The sequence below is a fragment of the Pseudomonas sp. QL9 genome (assembly GCF_041409665.1).
GTDB classification, from domain to species: Bacteria; Pseudomonadota; Gammaproteobacteria; order Pseudomonadales; family Pseudomonadaceae; genus Pseudomonas; species Pseudomonas knackmussii.
The window spans coordinates 2,252,637-2,270,609 of sequence record NZ_CP166971.1; the positions used below are offsets into that span (position 1 = coordinate 2,252,637).

Genomic DNA, 17,973 nt, shown 5'->3' on the forward strand with positions numbered 1-17,973 from the left:
TGCATAGACTTGCCGCATCCCTTCACGCCACATCGACCATGCAGACATCCAGCCTTCCCTTCGAACCGGCCTGGTGGCTCCCCGGCCCGCACCTGCAGACGCTGTACGGTTCCCTGCTGCGCAAGGGCCCCGCGCTGCAGCGTGAGCGCGAGCGGCTGTGGCTGGAGGACGGCGACTTCATCGATCTGGATTGGCACGGCCCGCACAATGCGCGCACGCCGCTGGTGCTGGCCGTCCACGGTCTCACTGGTTCGTCCGACTCGCACTACATACGCGGCCTGCAGCAAGCCGTGCAGGGGCTCGGCTGGACCAGCGTGGCGCTGAACTGGCGCGGCTGCTCGGGCGAGCCGAATCACCTGGCGCGCGGCTACCACTCGGGGGTCAGCGAGGACCTGGCGGCGGTCATCGAGCACCTGCGCGCCAAGCGGCCACTGGCACCGCTCTACGCCGTGGGTTACTCGCTGGGCGGCAACGTGCTGCTCAAGTACCTCGGCGAGCGCGGGGCGGACAGCCCGTTGCGCGGTGCAGTCGCGGTGTCGGTGCCGTTCCGTCTGGACCGCTGCGCCGACCGCATCGGCATCGGCTTCTCGCGCGTCTACCAGGCGCACTTCATGCGCGAGCTGACGTCCTACGTCCGCACCAAACAGCGCGCATTCGCCGAGCGCGGTTCAGTGGAGAACCTGGCCGCGCTGGAACGCCTCGGCCCGCTCGACGGCATGCGCACCTTCTGGGACTTCGACGGCCGGGTCACCGCGCCGCTGCACGGCTTCGCCGACGCCCACGATTACTACCGGCGCGCCTCGAGCCGCTACTACCTGGGCGGCATCCACACGCCGACGCTGATCATCCACTCCAGCGACGACCCCTTCATCGACGCCGGCAGCATCCCGGCGGTGGCGGAGCTGTCATCCAGCACCGAACTGCAACTGCTCGAACGCGGCGGCCACGTTGGGTTCATCGGCGGCACGCCAGCGCGCCCCGACTATTACCTGGAAAGACGCATCCCCGCCTGGCTGCTGGCGCTGCACGGCAGCGGCGGCTGACGATGCCTTGACCAATGTCAGGCCGGTTCGGCGGCATTGGGTCCAGGCTGGAACAAAAGGAGGCGAATCATGAGCGATGCCGTCTTCCACATCCTGTGCGATCCACTGCTGGACGAGGCCCAGTGCGCCGACCTGATCGCGCTCTACCGCGCCATCGGCTGGGGCCACCCGGCCAGCCTCGGCGAGCTGCGCGATCTCTTCGCACTATCCGACTACGTGCTCCTGGCGCAGGAAGGCGAACACGTGGTCGGCATGCTCCGCGCCGAGCAGGAGAACGCCCAGACCACCTGGCTCGCCGAGCTGGCCGTGTTGCCCGGGCGCCAGGCCCAAGGGATCGGCCGGACGCTGTTGCGGCGCTTCATCGACGACCACCCGCGCACCCGCCTGTACACGGACGCCACCGATGGGGTCGAGGGTTTCTTCCGCCGTCACGGCCTGGAATTGCGCAAGCCACTGGTGCCGGGGCCGCGTAAAACCTAGGTGGGAGTTACGTGCCGATATCGCTCAGCGGCACGTAGAGACGCTCGGCGAGCTGCTCGACGGCCGCCCGCGACGACTCGACGAGGTAGCCGCTCTCCAGCGCCAGCACCTGGTAGATGCCGCGCCGCAGCAGTTCCTCACTGAGATCGCCAGCGACTTCGCGAGTAGTGCACAGGTAGCGCACCCAGGAGGTAAGGACGATCCAGGCGTTGAGGGCCAGCGCCTCCAGCTGGATCTCGTCCATCTTCATGATCCCGGCATCGACGAAGCCGCGGTAGACCGCCTTGGCGTTTAGCAGTGCGCGACGGGCGAACGCGCGATAGGCCGCCGCCAGATCGGAGTCGCTTTCCAGCAGGTGTTCGAGATCGCGGTGCAGGAAGCGGTAACGCCACATCGCCGCCAGCAGCGCTTCGAAGTAGTGGGCCTTGTCCGCCACCGTCAGGGTTCGCTCTTCCGGCACTTTCAGGAAGCTATCGACCAGCGCTTCGTATTCGGCGAACAGCTCCGCGATGATCATCTGCTTGTTGCGGAAGTGGTAGTACAGGTTGCCCGGCGACATGCCCAGGTGCGCGGCGATGTGGTTGGTGGTCACGCTGCGTTCGCCCTGGGCGTTGAACAGCGCCAGGCTCTCTTGGACGATGCGGTCGCGGGTCTTGATGCGGGGAGCCATGCGGTACTCGGGTTCACGGTTGCGGCGAGGGCAAAGGTACACGCTTTGCTACCCCGGATGCAGCCGGCGTAACACCCGGCGGCGGGCGCCAGCATTTGGATGGGTGGGCCGGAACGGGGTGGCGCGGCATGCTATTTGACACTTTAGAGCAATTGCTCTAAAAATCCAGCGACAAGCACAACGCGAAGCGTCCGTCCCTGCGGAGCGCTTCCCCAGCCGGTCCGCCGAGGAGCCCGCCATGGTCGCCGACATCGCCTACCTGCAGCAGACGCAACAAGACATCGATCAACTGCAAGCCCTGCTCGAGCGCCAGCGCCAGGCCTACCGCAGCAACCCCATGCCCACCGCCGGGCAGCGACAGCAATGGCTGAAGAGCCTGGCCGACCTGCTGGTCAACGAGCAGCAGGCGATCATCGACGCGGTCTCCCGCGACTTCAGCAACCGCTCGGCCGACGAAACCCTGCTCGCCGAAATCATGCCCGGCCTGCACGGCGTGCATTACGCCCGCAAGCGCGTGGCGCGCTGGATGAAACCGTCGCGCCGCAGCGTCGGCATGCAGTTCATGCCGGCTTCGGCCAAGGTGATCTACCAGCCGCTCGGCGTGGTGGGCGTGATCGTGCCGTGGAACTACCCGATCTTCCTCGCCGTCGGCCCGCTGACCGCTGCGCTGGCCGCCGGCAACCGGGTGATGATCAAGATGAGCGAGTCCACCCCGGCCACCGCCCAGGTGTTCAAGGACCTGCTGGCGAAGATATTCCCCGAGGACCTGGTTGCCGTAGTCCAGGGTGAAGTCGATGTCGGCGTGGCCTTCTCCAAGCTGCCCTTCGACCACCTGCTGTTCACCGGCGCCACCAGCGTCGGCAAGCACGTGATGCGCGCCGCCGCGGAAAACCTCACCCCGGTCACCCTGGAGCTGGGCGGCAAGTCGCCGGCGCTGGTCTCCGACAGCGTGCCGATCAAGGACGCCGCCGAGCGCATCGCCTTCGGCAAGTCGCTCAACGCCGGCCAGACCTGCGTGGCGCCGGACTACGTGCTGGTGCCGCAGCAGCGCGTCGAGGAGTTCATCAGCGCCTACCGCGAAGTGGTGCAGGGCTTCTACCCCAGCGTGCAGAACAACCCGGACTACACGGCGATCATCAACGAGCGCCAGCTCTCGCGCCTGAAGGGCTACCTGAGCGATGCCGAAGCGCGCGGCGCCAAGATCGTCCCGGTGCTCCCCGAAGGCGATGGCCGCCGCCTGCCGCAGGCGCTGCTGCTGAACGTCGACGACGAGATGAAGGTGATGCAGGACGAGATCTTCGGCCCGCTGCTGCCGATCATCCCCTACAAGGGCCTGGACGAGGCGCTGGCCTACATCAACGAGCGTCCGCGCCCGCTGGCGCTGTACTACTTCGGCTACGACAAGCGCGAGCAGGAGCACGTGCTGGCGCACACCCACTCCGGTGGCGTGTGCCTGAACGACACCCTGCTGCACGTGGCCCAGGACGACATGCCGTTCGGCGGCGTCGGCCCCTCGGGGATGGGGCACTACCACGGCCACGAAGGTTTCCTGACCTTCTCGAAGGCCAAGGGCGTGTTCAGCAAGCCGCGCTTCAACGCCGCCAAGGTGATCTACCCGCCCTACGGCAAGTCGCTGCAGAAGCTGGTCTACAAGCTGTTCATCCGCTGAGCCACAGCACCAAACCAAGGTGAAACAACAAGAATGACAGACACCTCCCTGAGCGCGCCGGGACTCTCCCGGCGCGGCGTGCTCAAGATCGGCCTGCTCGGCGGGGCCTTCCTCGCCACGGCCGGCGTCACCGCCACCCTCAGCGGCTGCTCGGACAGCGCGCCGGCCGGCGGCATGAAGGCCCTGCGCGCTTCCGACCTGCCGTTCCTGCGCGCCCTGATCCCGGTGATGCTGACCGGCGCGGTGGCGGCCGAACACATGGCCGAGGCCGTGCAGGGCACTCTCGCCGGCCTCGACCACACCCTCGACCACCTGTCGCCGGAGATGCTCAAGCTCACCCGGCAGCTGTTCGACGTGCTCGCCCTGCCGGTCACCCGCGGTCCGCTGACCGGCATCTGGGGCAGCTGGGAGAAGGCCAGCGCCGATGACGTGCGGCACTTCCTGCAGCGTTGGGAGAACAGCTCCCTCGGCCTGCTGAAGATGGGCCACGGCTCGCTGCTGCAGCTGGTGATGATGGCCTGGTACGGCCGCCCGGAATCCTGGGCGCATTGCGGTTACCCCGGCCCGCCGAAGATCTGATCGATCGCCCCGGCTACTACAACAAGAATTCCCGAGAGACCTACCGATGCCTGTACCCGATCTGTTCGCCGAAGGCCTGGCCCGCGGCTGGAAAGTCCATGACGGCTCGCGCCTGGAGCAGGACCTGACCCTGGAAGCCGACGTGGTCATCGTTGGCAGCGGCGCCGGCGGCGGCACCACCGCGGAAATCCTCAGCGCCGCCGGCTTCAAGGTGCTGATCGTCGAGGAAGGCCCGCTGAAGACCAGCTCCGACTTCAAACTGATGGAACCCGAGGCCTACTCCACCCTGTACCAGGAAGGCATCGGCCGGATGAGCAAGGATGGCGCCATCACCATCCTCCAGGGCCGCGCCGTGGGTGGCACCACCGTGGTCAACTGGACCTCCAGCTTCCGCACCCCCGACCCGACCCTGGAGCACTGGGCCAAGGAGCACGGCGTCAAGGGCCACAGCCCGGCCGAGATGGCGCCCTGGTTCGCCAAGATGGAAGAGCGCCTGGGCGTGGCACCCTGGATCATGCCGCCGAACTTCAACAACGACGTGATCCGCCGCGGCTGCGAGAAGCTCGGCTATCACTGGAAAGTCATCCCGCGCAACGTGCGCGGCTGCTGGAACCTCGGCTACTGCGGCCTGGGCTGCCCGACCAACGCCAAGCAATCGATGTTGGTGACCACCATCCCGGCGACCCTCGACAAGGGCGGCGAGCTGCTCTACCTCGCCCGCGCCAACCGCCTGCTGATCGACGGCGACAAGGTCAGCGGCCTGGAATGCGTGGCCATGGACGAGCGCTGCGTGGCGCCCACCGGCCGCAAGATCACCGTCAAGGCGCGCCACTATGTGTTGGCCGGCGGCGGCATCAACACCCCGGCGATCCTCATGCGCTCCAAGGCGCCGGACCCTAACGGCCGGGTCGGCAAGCGCACTTTCCTGCACGTGGTGAACTTCAGCGCCGCCCTGTTCGACGAAGTGGTCAACCCCTTCTACGGCGCGCCGCAGTCGATCTACTCCGACCACTTCCAGTGGAACGACGGCACCCGCGGGCACATGTCCTACAAGCTCGAAGTACCGCCGCTGCAGCCGGCGCTCGCGGCCACCCTGCTCGGCCGCTTCGGCATCGACAACGCCCTGCGCATGGAGCAACTGCCGCATACCAACATGATCCTCGCCCTGATGCGCGACGGCTTCCACCCGGACAGCGCCGAGGGCACGGTGAGCCTGCGCGGCGACGACACCCCGGTGCTCGACTACAGGATGACCGACTACACCTGGGACGGCATCCGCCGCGCCTTCCACACCATGGCCGAAGTCCAGTTCGCCGCCGGCGCCCGCGAAGTGCTGCCGCTGCACAACGACGCCGGCTATGCGAAGACCCTCGCCGAAGCGCGCACCATCATCGACGGCCTCAGCCTGGAGCTGTACCGCACCCGCCTGGGCAGCGCCCACGTGATGGGCGGCTGCGCCATGGGCGAGGACCCGAAGCAGGCGGTGTGCGACAGCCTCGGCCGTCACCACCAGCTGCAGAACCTGTCGATCCACGACGGCTCGCTGTTCCCCACCAGCATCGGGGCGAACCCGCAGCTTTCGGTCTATGGTTTGACCGCGCAACTGGCCAGCGGCCTCGTCCAGCGCCTGGGCAAGGCCTGAGCCCCACCCTTGGACGAAGGTCCGAGACGGCTGGCTCAATGGCTCTGCCCCGCGCCTTTGCGACCGATTGGTCGCATTCGCCGGGCCGGCACAGGTAGTGCGCGTCGAAACGCACTACCTGCTTTGCTTGGCCCTGCCGGCCCGCTGCGTTACCATCCAGCCCCGCCCACGCCCCCGCCTGACCCTTGAATCACCAGGACGCTGCGATGAATCGAGTGCTGTACCCGGGTACTTTCGACCCCATTACCAAAGGCCATGCCGACCTCGTCGAACGCGCCTCGCGACTGTTCGACCAGGTGATCATCGCCGTCGCCGCCAGTCCCAAGAAGAACCCGCTGTTCCCCCTGGAACAACGCGTCGAACTGGCCCGCCAGGTCACCTCGCACCTGCCCAACGTCGAAGTCGTCGGCTTCTCGACCCTGCTCGCGCACTTCGCCAAGGAGCAGAACGCGAACATCCTGCTGCGCGGCCTACGCGCAGTGTCGGACTTCGAGTACGAGTTCCAGCTGGCCAACATGAACCGCCAGCTCGCACCCGACCTGGAAAGCATGTTCCTCACCCCGTCGGAGAAGTACTCCTTCATCTCCTCGACGTTGGTGCGCGAGATTGCCGCGCTGGGTGGCGACATCACCAAGTTCGTGCACCCCGCGGTAGCCCAGGCCCTCGCCGAGCGCTTCAAGCGCTGAGACATCCGCCGCCAGGAATGGCGGCAATTGATCCGGCCGGCGTGCACTGCGCACGCCAATGCGGCAAAATTGCAGCATTTCCCTTGCTGACAGCCATGCCTCCGGACATGGTCGGAGTTATTCGATGTCCCTGAAAATCACCGACGATTGCATCAACTGCGACGTCTGCGAACCCGAGTGCCCGAACGGCGCCATCTCCCAGGGCGAGGAGATCTATGTGATCGACCCGAACCTGTGCACCGAGTGCGTCGGCCACTACGACGAGCCGCAGTGCCAGCAGGTCTGCCCGGTCGACTGCATCCCCCTCGACGAGAGCCACGTCGAGAGCAAGGACGAGCTGATGCAGAAGTACCTCAAGCTCACCGGCAAGGCCTGATCCACGCCCGTCGCGACAAGAGTTCCAGGGTTTACGACAACCGTCGCGCGGCGGGATTGTCTATCCTCCCATTTCGCTCCCGCGGTTTTTCCCGGACGCCAGTCCGGGGCTGCCCGACGATTCGTGAGATGCCATGTCCCTGTTGAACCGCAATCCGCATGTCCTTTCGCGCTTCTGCGCCCTGCTCCTCCTCGGCACCGCCGCCCTGCACGTTTCCGCGCAGCCGGTCGCCCAGGCCACCGTCGCCAGCGCCCATCCGGCGGCCACGGTCGCCGGCCTGGAAACCCTCGCCGGCGGCGGTAACGCCTTCGATGCCGCCGTAGCCATCGCCTCGGCCCTGGCGGTCGTCGAGCCTTACGGCTCCGGCCTCGGGGGCGGCGGCTTCTTCCTTCTGCGCCAGGCCGGCCCGACGCCCACCTACCGCTTCATCGACGCCCGCGAGCGCGCGCCGCTGGCGGCCAATTCGCAAATGTACATGCGCAACGGCAAGGTTCAGCCGGAGCTGTCGCTGAACGGCCCGCTGGCTGCCGCCATCCCCGGCTTGCCGGCAGCACTGGCGGAGATCACCAGCCGCTTCGGCCGCAAGCCGCTGGCCGACAACCTGGTGCCGGCGATCCGCCTGGCCACCGACGGCGTGTCCATCGACCGCGTCTACATTGATCGTGCCGAAGGCCGCCTGGATGCCATGCGCAAGGACCGCGAGACTTCGCGCGTCTTCCTGCAGCAAGGCAACCTGCCCGAGGAATGGGACCTGCTGCGCCAGCCGGACCTGGCGAAGACCCTGGAGCGCCTGGCGCGCTATGGCCGCAGCGGCTTCTACGAAGGCGAAACCGCCGACAGACTGGTGGAAGGCGTGCGCGCCGCTGGTGGCATCTGGAGCCTGGAAGACCTGCGCAGCTACCAGGTGGTCGAACGCCAGCCGCTGCGCTATCCGCTGGCCGACGGCCGCGAACTCATCAGCGCGCCGCCGCCCTCCGCGGGCGGCGTGGCCCTGGCGCAGAGCCTCGGCATGCTCGCCCAGTTGCCCTGGCAGAAGGCCGAACCGACCCAGCGCGTGCACTATGTCGCCGAGGTCCTGCGCCGTGCCTATCACGACCGCAGCATGCTCGGCGACCCGGACCGCATCGCCAACCCGGTGCAACAGCTGCTGGCCCCGGACTACCTGAAGCGCCTGGCCGCCGGCATCGATCCGCAGCGCGCCACGCCCAGCGCCAGCCTGCCGCCCAAGCCAACCTGGCGCGAAGGCGACCACACCACGCACTTCGTGGTGATCGACGAACAGGGCAACGCGGTAGCAGCCACCCTCTCGGTCAACCTGCCATTCGGCTCGGCCTTCACCCCACCCGGTACCGGCGTGGTGCTCAACGACGAAATGGACGACTTCGCCGCCGATGTCGAGGGCAGCAACGCCTATGGCCTGGCCGGCAGCGCCGCCAACGCCATCGCCAGCGGCAAGCGCCCGCTGTCGAGCATGAGCCCGAGCTTCATCGAAAGCCCGAATGAGCTCGCCGCCTTCGGCACCCCCGGCGGCAGCCGCATCCCCAGCATGGTGCTGCTGGCCATGCTGCAGTACCTGGATGGCCGTGCGGTGCAGAACTGGGTGTCCGCGCCACGCTACCACAACCAGTACCTGCCCGATGTGCTGGAGCACGAACCGCGCACCTTCACCGACGCGCAGAAAGCCGATCTCACCGCGCGCGGCTACACGCTCAAGGATGTCGGCCGCAGCTACGGCAACCAGCAGGTGCTGCTGTGGAACAAGAAGAACGGCGACGTGGATGCCGCCAGCGACCCCCGCGGCATAGGCCTGGCTGCCGGCACCACGGTGCACTACTGAAGACGACAAAAGGCCCCCTGCGAATGCAGGGGGCCTCGGAAATTCGGGAGAGTGGCGCCGGCCGGGCGGTCGGCGCGCGCAGGGTCAGTCCTGCTTGTAGCCGCTTTCGGTGCAGCCCAGGCAGCGCACGAAGGTGGCCTTGCCCGGATCGATGACCAGCGCCTGGCCAGCTTCCTTGACGTTGCCGCCCAGGGCGGTGAACGGCAGGCTGACGATGAAGGCCGCGGTGCCGATCACGGTGGCGCCCAGCAGCAGCGGGCGGGCGATGATCAGGTCGCCGAGCATGCTGTAGAACGGCGGCGTGTCCATGCTGTAGACGGGGTCTCCACTGGAGACGTTGCCCGCAGCCATATCGGCGGCCTGCAGGGGCATGGCCGAGAGGCCGAGGGTCAGGGCCAGAACAGCGGCCAGGGCGCGAAACGGGTTCATGGCTAAATCCTTTTTATGCGTGGTTGGCAGGCAGACTGCCATTAACTATATCAGCGCCGCACCGGTTGTCAGCGTGACGGCCTTCAACCGCCGAGGAATGCGTACTCGGGCTTTTTCGGCACGAAGGGCCGGTAGAACGCGAGCATCCGCTGCAGGTCGGCGGCTTCGTCGCCGGTCGGCCAGAAGGGTTCGCCGATGACGATGCGGCGGTTGGCGTAGTCCAGCGCCGCCAGCACCACCGGTACGCCAGCCCCGCGGGCGATGTGGTAGAAGCCCATCTTCCAGCGCTCGACCTTCTTGCGCGTGCCCTCCGGCGAGATGATCAGGATCAGCTCGCGGCTGTCGTGGAACGCCTGCACCGCTTGTTCGACCGTGTTCTGCTTGATGTGCCGCTGGATCGGGATGCCGCCCCAGCGCCGCAGCAGGTTGCCGAACGGCCGGCGGAACAGGGTGTGCTTGGCGAACCAGCGGGCATTCAGGCGCAGAACGAACTTGGCGGCGAGGAAGGCCATGAAGTCCCAGTTGGACGTGTGGTGCGCGCCAATCACGACGAACTTGTCGAGCGCTGGCAAAGCGCCCTCGATGCGCCAACCGGCGACTTGCAGCATGTTGCGGCCGAGCCACTCGGCAAAGGGATTGCGAGGCAGGTAGTTGCCGGACATCGAAGAACCTTCTTGTAGTTATGGGGGGCGCGAACGGATGACCCCGCGGCCCCAGGAATAACGGAAAACCCGCCGCTCAGCGTTGGCAGCGCGGACAGTAGACGCTGGCGCGCTGGCCCAGGCGCACTTCGCGCAGGGTGCTGCCGCAGACCTTGCAGAACTCCCCGCCGCGGCCGTAGACGAACAGCTCCTGCTGGAAGTAGCCGGGCTGTCCGTCGCCACCGATGAAGTCGCGCAGGGTGGTGCCGCCGCGCTCGATGGCGATCGCCAGGATGCGCTTGATCTCTTCGGCGAGCTTCACGTAGCGCGCCCGGGAGATGGTCCCCGCCTCGCGGCGCGGGTCGATGCCAGCGGCGAACAGCGCCTCTGTGGCGTAGATATTGCCCACACCGACCACCACCGCGTTGTCCATGATGAACGGCTTGACCGCCATGCTCCGCCCGCGCGAGAGCTGGTACAGGCGCTCGCCTTCGAAGTCGTCGGTCAGCGGCTCCGGCCCGAGGTTGCGCAGCAGCTCGTGCTCCAGCGGATTCTGGCTCCAGAGCATGGCGCCGAAGCGCCGCGGGTCGGTGTAGCGCAGTGCCAGGCCCGATTCCAGCTCGATATCGACGTGCTCGTGCTTGGCCGGCGCCAGCCCGCACTCCACCAGGCGCAGGTTGCCGGACATGCCCAGGTGGCTGATCAGCGTGCCCGCCTCGGCCTGCAGCAACAGGTACTTGGCGCGCCGCTCGACCTTGAGGATGCGCTGCCCGGACAGGCGCACGTCGAGGTCTTCCGGAATCGGCCAGCGCAGGCGCCGGTCGCGGACGATCACGCGGGTGACGCGCTGGCCTTCGAGGTAGGGCGCGATGCCCCGGCGGGTGGTTTCGACTTCGGGTAATTCAGGCATGGGCAATCGCGGAAGCAGGTTCGGTGTAGGAGCGAGCTTGCTCGCGAAGCGCCCGGATTGCCAGGCGTTCGCGAGCGCGCGGCGGGTCAGTCCAGCGCGCGCGCCAGCTGGATCAGTTCGTCGCGCCAGGCAGCGGTCTTCGGCAGGGCCAGGAAGGAGCCGTTGAGGTAATCCTCGCGCGCTTCGTAGGTAAAGGCCTCGCCCTTGAGATCGAGCACCTCGCCGCCAGCGCCTTCCAGCACGCCCTGGGCCGCCGCGGTGTCCCACTGCGAGGTCGGCGCCAGGCGCGGATAGCAGTCCGCCGCACCCTCGGCGAGCAGGCAGAACTTCAGCGAGCTGCCGATATTGGCCAGCGACAGGTCGCCGAAACGCTCGCCCAGGCCGGCCAGCAGACGCTCCTGCGCCGGACTGGAGTGGCGCTTGCTGGCAACGACGGTGAAGGCTTCCTCTGGTTTCTCGCGCACGCCAATCGCCTCGGGCTCACCGTCGCGCTCGACGCGCCACGCCCCCTGCCCGGCACCGCCGTAGTAGCAGCGGCCGTTGGCCGGAATGCCGACCACGCCGAAGACCACCCGGCCGTTCTCGATGAGGGCGACGTTGACGGTGAACTCTTCACTGCCGGCGATGAATTCCTTGGTGCCGTCCAGCGGATCGACCAGCCACCAGCGCTGCCACTGGCCGCGCTCGGCCAGGGCGATGCCGCAGTCCTCTTCGGACAGCACCGGAATCTCCGGCGCCAGTGCGCGCAGGCCGGCGGCCAGCACCTGGTGCGCGGCCAGGTCGGCGGCGGTCACCGGCGAGGCGTCGGCCTTGCTCTCGACGGCCAGGTCGCTGCGCCAGAACGGCAGGATGGCGTCGCCGGCGCGGCGCACCAGCTCGATCACCGTGGGCAGGAAAGCGTGGCTCATGCCTGGAATTCTCCTCGTTCGATCAACAGGTCGCGCACCAGGTAGAGCGCGGCCAGGGCCCGTCCTTCGCTGAACTGGGCGTTCTTCGCCAGGCTCGACAGTTCGCGCAGGCTGATGCGGTCGACCCGCAGCGGCTCCGGCTCGTCGCCCGGCAGGCTTTCTTCATAGAGGTCGCGCGCCAGCACCACCTGGATGCGCTGGCTCATGTAGCCCGGCGACAGCGACAGCTCGGTGATGTACTCGAGGCGATGGGCGCCGTAGCCCGCTTCCTCCTTGAGTTCGCGGTTGGCCGCGGCGAGCACGTCCTCGCCCGGCTCCACCAGGCCCTTGGGCAGCGACAGCTGGTACTCGTCGACGCCAGCGCAGTATTCCTCCACCAGCACTGCGTTCTCGCCATCCAGCAGCGCCACTACCATCACCGCGCCATAGCCCTGGCCTTTGCCCACAAGCCGCTCATAAGTGCGCTCGACGCCATTGGCGAAACGAAGCTCCAGTTCTTCGACGGCGAACAGGCGGCTCTTGGCGACGATTTCGCGAGCGAGCACCGTGGGTTTCTGACGCATGGGACGACTCCTGGGCGGGACCGGGTCGGCTATGATACCCGCCTTTTCCTACTCTCCGTGTCGAAGCTGGCGCTATTGCCGCACCAGGCGACGCACTGCCACAGAGCCGCCCATGCCGAGTCTGAACTGGTCCGCGATCGACACCGTCCTGCTCGACATGGACGGCACCCTGCTCGACCTGCATTTCGACAACCATTTCTGGCTAGAACACCTGCCGCAGCGCTATGCGGAACACCATGGCGTCACTCGCGCGCAGGCCGATGCCGAGCTGCTGCCGCTGTTCCGCGACCATGCCGGCCAACTGAACTGGTACTGCCTGGATTTCTGGAGCCGCGAGCTGAAGCTGTCGATCCGCGACCTCAAGCGCGAGGTCGCGCACCTGATTGCCCTGCGCCCGGACGCCGACACCTTCCTCGCCGCCCTGCGCAACGCCGGCAAGCGCGTGGTGCTGATCACCAACGCGCACCGCGATTCACTGTCGCTGAAGATGGAGCGGATCGAGCTGGCGCCCTATTTCGAACGCCTGATCAGCTCCCACGACTACGGTTTCCCCAAGGAAGACCCGCAGTTCTGGCAGGCGCTGCACGCCGACCTCGGCTTCGACCCGGCGCGCGCCCTGTTCATCGACGACAGCCTGCCGATCCTGCGCAGCGCCCGCGCCTTTGGCATCGGCCATCTGCTCGCGGTGCGCGAGCCGGACAGCCGCCAGGGGCCCAAGGACACCGCCGAGTTCGCCGCGGTGGAGGACTACCGCGCACTGCTGGATGGATTGCACCCGTAGATTCAGCTTGAACCACCCCTCCCGCCGGGAAACCCCATGGACATCAAGCAACTGAAATTCCTCTGCGCGCTCGACGAGACCCGCCACTTCGGCCAGGCCGCCGCGCGCTGCCACGTCACCCAGCCGACGCTGTCCATGCGCCTGCGCTCGCTGGAAGAGGAGCTGGGCCTGGAGCTGGTGCGCCGCGGGCAGCGCTTCGAAGGTTTCACCGAGGCCGGCGAGCGCGTGCTGGCCTGGGCGCGCAGCCTGCTTGCCGCCCATGACGGCCTGTATGCCGAGGCCGCAGCCTGCCGCGGCCAGTTGGTCGGCACCCTGCGCCTGGGCGTGGTGCCGCTGGCCGGCTTCGACCCCATGCAACTGATCGGCCTGTTCGCCGAGCGCCATCCGGAGCTGCGCTTCCAGCTGTTCGCCCTGAGCTCGGAGCAGATCCTCGAAGGCCTCGGCCGCAATCAGCTGGACCTCGGCCTGTCCTACCTCGAGCGCCTGGACAGCACGCACTTCGACAGCCTGGTGCTCGCCGACACGCGCATGGGCCTGCTGTACGACCAACGGCATTTCGCCATCGACGGCCACAGCCTGGGCTGGAAGGCCCTGGCCGAGCTGCCGCTGGGGCTGATGTCGAGCGGCATGCACTTCCGCCAGTCCATCGACCACGGTTTCCGCAGCCACGGACTGACGCCGCGCATCCGCCTGGAAACCGATGCCGTGCACCAGCTGCTGCAAGCCGTGGAGCGCGGCCTGTGCTGCGCCGTGATGCCCCTTGGCAGCGGCCTGGAAGGCCGCGACAGCCACCTGCGCCTGGTGCCGATCGAGGATGCGCGGACCCTGGCGCCGCTCGGGTTGATCCTGCGCCAATCCGAACCACGCTCGGCGCTGGCCGACGCCTGCTTCGAAGAGGCCCGGCGCCTGCTCGAAGCCGACGAGCAGTGATAGAGCGCGTCGATCACAGTATCGGCACTACCGATTAGACGCCCTGCGTAGAGCGGCCTAGGCTGGCTCCACTACTAGAAAACAGGGCCCCGCCCATGCCTTGCCCGCCCCCCCGCCCGGCGTCACCCGACGACCGGGCCGCCGCCGTTGCCGACGGCGGCTACAGCTACGCCGAACTGTCCGATGCGAGCAGCCTTGGCAGCGCCGTGCTGGCCGAAGAGGCCGCCCTGGCGATTGCCTACAACGGCCTCAGCCAGGCGGTGATGATGGTCTCCCCGGCCGACCTCGAGGACTTCGTCCACGGCTTCAGCCTGAGCAGCGGACTGGTGGACTCCATCGACGACATCTATGACGTCCGCCTGAACCGCCTCGGCGACGCCATCAGCGCCGAAGTGCAGATCGCCAACCGCGCCTTCTGGGCCCTCAAGCGCCAGCGCCGGCAACTGGCCGGCACCAGCGGCTGCGGCCTGTGCGGGGTGGAAGCCCTGGAGCAGGCGCTGCCCACGCTGCGCGTCCTCGAGCCCGCCGCCCTGCCGCCGGCAGCGCACCTGCAGAACCTGCGCCAGCGCATCGACCAGGCACAGGACCTGGCCCGGCGCAGCGGCGCCCTGCACGCGGCGCTCTATGTCGATGGCTCTGGCGAGATCCGCCTGTGCCGCGAGGATATCGGCCGGCACAACGCCCTCGACAAGCTGATCGGCGCGATCAAGCGGCAACACCTCGACGGCCGCGACGGCTTCGTCGTGGTCACCAGCCGCTGCAGCCTGGAGCTCATCCACAAGGCCGTGCGCGCCGGCATCGCCACCCTGGTCAGCCTCTCCGCCCCCAGCGCGCTGACCGTGAACTGGGCGCGCAAGCACAACCTGAACCTGATCCACCTTCCCCACCACAGCGCACCGCGGGTCTACAGCCCCGCGCCGGACGCCCACGGACGACCCGACCGCCCATGAGCCTGCAACCGATCAACCCCCGTTACCAACCCTACAAGGGCGCCGCCGCCGGCTGGGGCGCGCTCATCTCCGTCACGCGCTTCTGGCTGGACAGCAAGCAGCCGTTCAAGAACCTGCGCGCCCTGCTCAAGACCAACCAGAACGGCGGCTTCGACTGCCCCGGTTGCGCCTGGGGCGACTCGCCCGAGGACGGCCGCGTCAAGTTCTGCGAGAACGGCGCCAAGGCGGTCAACTGGGAAGCCACCAAGCGCCGCGTCGACGCGGCCTTCTTCGCCCGCCACAGCGTCAGCGCCCTGCGCCAGCAGAGCGACTACTGGCTGGAGTACCAGGGCCGGCTGACCGAGCCGATGCGCTACGACCGCGCGCAGGACCGCTACGTGCCGGTGAGCTGGGACGACGCCTTCGCCCTCATCGGTCAGCACCTGCGCGCCCTGGAAAGCCCCGACCAGGCCGAGTTCTACACCTCCGGCCGGGCCAGCAACGAGGCGGCCTATCTCTACCAGCTGTTCGTCCGCGCCTACGGCACCAACAACTTCCCGGACTGCTCGAACATGTGCCACGAGGCCAGCGGCGTGGCCCTCGGGCGCAGCGTCGGGGTCGGCAAGGGCACGGTGACCTTCGCCGACTTCGAACACGCCGACGCCATCTTCGTCTTCGGCCAGAACCCCGGCACCAACCATCCGCGCATGCTCGAACCGCTGCGCGAAGCGGTGCAGCGCGGCGCCCAGGTGGTGGCCTTCAACCCGCTGAAGGAGCGCGGCCTGGAGCGCTTCCAGCATCCGCAACACGCCCTGGAGATGCTCGCCAACGGCTCGCGGCCGCTGAATACCGCGTTCTTCCGCCCGGCCCTGGGCGGCGACATGGCCGCCGTGCGCGGCATGGCCAAGTTCCTCCTGCAGTGGGAACGCGAAGCCCAGGCCAAGGGCGAGCCGGCGGTGTTCGACCATGCCTTCATCGCCGAACACACCAACGGCTTCGACGCCTACCTGGCCGAGCTGGATGCCACCCGCTGGGAGCACATCGTCGAGCAGTCCGGCCTGAGCCTGGCCGAGATCGAGACCGCGGCGCTCATGTACCGCCGCGCCGAGCGGGTCATCGCCTGCTGGGCCATGGGCCTCACCCAGCACCGCCATTCGGTGCCCACCCTCCAGGAAGTGGTCAACCTGCAACTGCTGCGCGGCAACATCGGCCGCCCCGGCGCCGGGCTCTGCCCGGTGCGCGGCCACAGCAACGTGCAGGGCGACCGCACCATGGGCATCAACGACCGGCCGCCGGTGGCGCTGCTCGATGCCCTGGAGAAGCGCTTCGACTTCCGCGTGCCGCGGCACGACGGGCACAACACCGTGGAAGCCATCAATGCGATGCTCGAAGGCCGTTCGAAGGTCTTCATCGGCCTGGGCGGCAACTTCGCCCAGGCCACCCCGGACAGCCCGCGCACCCACCGGGCGCTGGAGAGCTGCGCGCTGACCGTGCACATCAGCACCAAGCTCAACCGCAGCCACCTGACCTGCGGCACCGACGCACTGATCCTGCCGTGCCTGGGCCGCACCGATATCGATCGCCAGGCGAGCGGCCCGCAGGCGGTCACGGTGGAAGACTCCTTCAGCATGATCCACGCCTCCTACGGCCAGCTGGAGCCGCTGTCGAAGCAGATGCGCTCGGAGCCGGCGATCGTCGCCGGCATCGCCAAGGCGACCCTGGGCGACCGCCCGGTGGACTGGGACGCGCTGATCGCCGACTACGCCCGCATCCGCGAGCTGATCGCCGACACCATCCCCGGCTTCGCCGACTTCAATCGCCGCGTGGCCAACCCGGGCGGCTTCCACCTCGGCAACTCGGCTGGCGAACGGCGCTGGACTACCGCCACCGGCAAGGCCAATTTCGCCGCCAGCGTGCTACCCGCGGACCTGCTGCCCGAACAGGTGCGCAACACCGGCGAGAAGCCCGACCTGATCCTGCAGACGCTGCGTTCCCACGACCAGTACAACACCACCGTCTACGGCCTGGACGACCGCTACCGCGGCGTGCGCGGGCAGCGCGAGGTGGTCTTCGCCAATGAGGCGGACATCCGCCGCCTGGGCTTCGAGCCGGGGCAGAAGATCGACATGGTTTCGTTGTGGAGCGATGGCGTGGAGCGCCGGGTGAGCAATTTCACCCTGCTGGCGTTCGATGTCCCCGAGGGGCAGGCCGCCGCCTACTACCCGGAAACCAACCCACTGGTGCCGCTGGAAAGCCATGGCGAGGGCAGCTTCACGCCGACCTCGAAGTTCGTCGCGGTGCGCCTGGAAGCCGCGCGCGAGGACGCCAGCCGGATTCTCTGAGGGTCGTTGGGCGCAGCCGCGAAGTCCGCGGCGCCACCTTGTAGGAGCGAGCTTGCTCGCGAACCCAATCAACCGGATGACGACAGCACAACCCGCTCTGCCGATCAGTCCCCTCTCCCGCTTTCGGGGGAGGGTTAGGGAGGGGGAACGGAGTCAGGCCCAACGCCGGCGCATCGTCGAAGTCCGCAACCCTCTCCCCAGCCCTCTCCCTGAAGGGAGAGGGGGCAGTTCGGCGTGCGCGTAAAGTCCGGCGCCTCCCTGCAGGAACGCGCATGCGCATCCCGCACAACCCGGAAAACCGTTGCGAAGCTATGTAAGAAACATCTGAAGGGATAAAACGGGCAGGAACCGGGATCTGCGTGAGAAGCCATCATTTCAATGGCAAATTGTGAGTAAATCACGCGACATTCAAGACCTCGGAACAACACTCAGACAGGCTGAATTAGAAAAAGTTCTGACCTCAAATCAAATACTTGCATTTTTTGATGCAAGTCGCGTCATTCGTCGGCTGACGCTTGTAAGGCGTTTCTGACAACCCCAGCATCGCCGCCAACATCC

18 protein-coding genes are annotated in these 17,973 nt (G+C 67.6%); 12 read left to right on the forward strand and 6 right to left on the reverse strand.

Annotated elements, in window-relative coordinates:
- The first annotated feature begins 38 nt into the window (after window positions 1–38).
- Both ACA097_RS10725 and ACA097_RS10730 read left to right on the forward strand, forming a co-directional pair.
- Complete coding sequence (locus tag ACA097_RS10725; protein ID WP_043248568.1) at window positions 39–1,043, forward strand: hydrolase; 1,005 nt, start codon at window positions 39–41, stop codon at window positions 1,041–1,043.
- Window positions 1,044–1,112: 69 nt separating this feature from the next.
- A complete protein-coding gene (locus ACA097_RS10730; protein ID WP_371370093.1) occupies window positions 1,113–1,523 on the forward strand; it encodes a GNAT family N-acetyltransferase in 411 nt (136 codons plus the stop codon).
- A 7-nt stretch (window positions 1,524–1,530) separates the two neighbouring features.
- Here ACA097_RS10730 and ACA097_RS10735 read toward each other — a convergent pair whose 3' ends face one another.
- Window positions 1,531–2,193, reverse strand: coding sequence for a TetR/AcrR family transcriptional regulator (locus tag ACA097_RS10735; RefSeq protein WP_371370094.1), 663 nt, complete (start codon window positions 2,191–2,193; stop codon window positions 1,531–1,533).
- A 238-nt stretch (window positions 2,194–2,431) separates the two neighbouring features.
- On the opposite strand from ACA097_RS10735, the gene ACA097_RS10740 reads away from it, so the two are divergent.
- The 6 genes from ACA097_RS10740 to ggt all read left to right on the forward strand — a co-directional run bounded on the left by ACA097_RS10740 (window position 2,432) and on the right by ggt (window position 8,982).
- Window positions 2,432–3,862 (forward strand): coniferyl aldehyde dehydrogenase, encoded by a 1,431-nt coding sequence (locus ACA097_RS10740; protein ID WP_371370095.1) that lies wholly within the window; start codon window positions 2,432–2,434, stop codon window positions 3,860–3,862.
- Between the two features lie 33 nt (window positions 3,863–3,895).
- On the forward strand, window positions 3,896–4,441 hold the full coding sequence (locus tag ACA097_RS10745; RefSeq protein ID WP_371370096.1) for a twin-arginine translocation pathway signal protein: 546 nt from the start codon (window positions 3,896–3,898) through the stop codon (window positions 4,439–4,441).
- Between the two features lie 46 nt (window positions 4,442–4,487).
- The gene (locus ACA097_RS10750) at window positions 4,488–6,083 is read left to right on the forward strand and encodes a GMC family oxidoreductase (RefSeq protein WP_043248558.1); all 1,596 of its coding nucleotides are present in this window, start codon (window positions 4,488–4,490) and stop codon (window positions 6,081–6,083) included.
- A gap of 206 nt (window positions 6,084–6,289) precedes the next feature.
- Window positions 6,290–6,769, forward strand: a complete 480-nt coding sequence (coaD, locus tag ACA097_RS10755; protein WP_043248557.1) for a pantetheine-phosphate adenylyltransferase — start codon at window positions 6,290–6,292, stop codon at window positions 6,767–6,769.
- 124 nt (window positions 6,770–6,893) lie between these two features.
- Window positions 6,894–7,145, forward strand: a complete 252-nt coding sequence (locus tag ACA097_RS10760) for a YfhL family 4Fe-4S dicluster ferredoxin (RefSeq protein WP_043248555.1) — start codon at window positions 6,894–6,896, stop codon at window positions 7,143–7,145.
- 133 nt (window positions 7,146–7,278) lie between these two features.
- Complete coding sequence (gene ggt, locus ACA097_RS10765; RefSeq protein WP_371370097.1) at window positions 7,279–8,982, forward strand: gamma-glutamyltransferase; 1,704 nt, start codon at window positions 7,279–7,281, stop codon at window positions 8,980–8,982.
- 84 nt (window positions 8,983–9,066) lie between these two features.
- Here ggt and ACA097_RS10770 read toward each other — a convergent pair whose 3' ends face one another.
- From ACA097_RS10770 to nudE, 5 genes are all read right to left on the reverse strand, one after another.
- Window positions 9,067–9,411: a multidrug transporter gene (locus tag ACA097_RS10770; RefSeq protein ID WP_160285623.1), complete on the reverse strand. Its 345-nt coding sequence runs from the start codon at window positions 9,409–9,411 to the stop codon at window positions 9,067–9,069.
- Window positions 9,412–9,494: 83 nt separating this feature from the next.
- Window positions 9,495–10,073: a lysophospholipid acyltransferase family protein gene (locus ACA097_RS10775; protein ID WP_371370098.1), complete on the reverse strand. Its 579-nt coding sequence runs from the start codon at window positions 10,071–10,073 to the stop codon at window positions 9,495–9,497.
- A 76-nt stretch (window positions 10,074–10,149) separates the two neighbouring features.
- Entirely contained in the window at window positions 10,150–10,962 is an 813-nt protein-coding gene (mutM, locus tag ACA097_RS10780; RefSeq protein WP_371370099.1) for a bifunctional DNA-formamidopyrimidine glycosylase/DNA-(apurinic or apyrimidinic site) lyase, read from the reverse strand.
- A gap of 86 nt (window positions 10,963–11,048) precedes the next feature.
- Window positions 11,049–11,870, reverse strand: a complete 822-nt coding sequence (gene cysQ / locus ACA097_RS10785) for a 3'(2'),5'-bisphosphate nucleotidase CysQ (RefSeq protein WP_371370100.1) — start codon at window positions 11,868–11,870, stop codon at window positions 11,049–11,051.
- Entirely contained in the window at window positions 11,867–12,433 is a 567-nt protein-coding gene (gene nudE, locus ACA097_RS10790; RefSeq protein ID WP_043248543.1) for an ADP compounds hydrolase NudE, read from the reverse strand. Before nudE ends, cysQ begins: the two co-directional genes overlap by 4 nt.
- 112 nt (window positions 12,434–12,545) lie before the next feature.
- Between nudE and yrfG the strand changes: the two genes are divergently transcribed.
- The 4 genes from yrfG to ACA097_RS10810 all read left to right on the forward strand — a co-directional run bounded on the left by yrfG (window position 12,546) and on the right by ACA097_RS10810 (window position 17,415).
- Window positions 12,546–13,214: a GMP/IMP nucleotidase gene (gene yrfG / locus ACA097_RS10795; protein WP_043248542.1), complete on the forward strand. Its 669-nt coding sequence runs from the start codon at window positions 12,546–12,548 to the stop codon at window positions 13,212–13,214.
- A gap of 36 nt (window positions 13,215–13,250) precedes the next feature.
- Complete coding sequence (locus ACA097_RS10800; RefSeq protein ID WP_371370101.1) at window positions 13,251–14,144, forward strand: LysR family transcriptional regulator; 894 nt, start codon at window positions 13,251–13,253, stop codon at window positions 14,142–14,144.
- 95 nt (window positions 14,145–14,239) lie between these two features.
- Window positions 14,240–15,094 (forward strand): formate dehydrogenase accessory sulfurtransferase FdhD, encoded by an 855-nt coding sequence (fdhD, locus tag ACA097_RS10805; protein ID WP_160285620.1) that lies wholly within the window; start codon window positions 14,240–14,242, stop codon window positions 15,092–15,094.
- Window positions 15,091–17,415, forward strand: a complete 2,325-nt coding sequence (locus ACA097_RS10810) for an FdhF/YdeP family oxidoreductase (RefSeq protein ID WP_371370102.1) — start codon at window positions 15,091–15,093, stop codon at window positions 17,413–17,415. The genes fdhD and ACA097_RS10810 overlap by 4 nt, the downstream gene beginning before the upstream one ends.
- Window positions 17,416–17,973 lie beyond the last annotated feature (558 nt).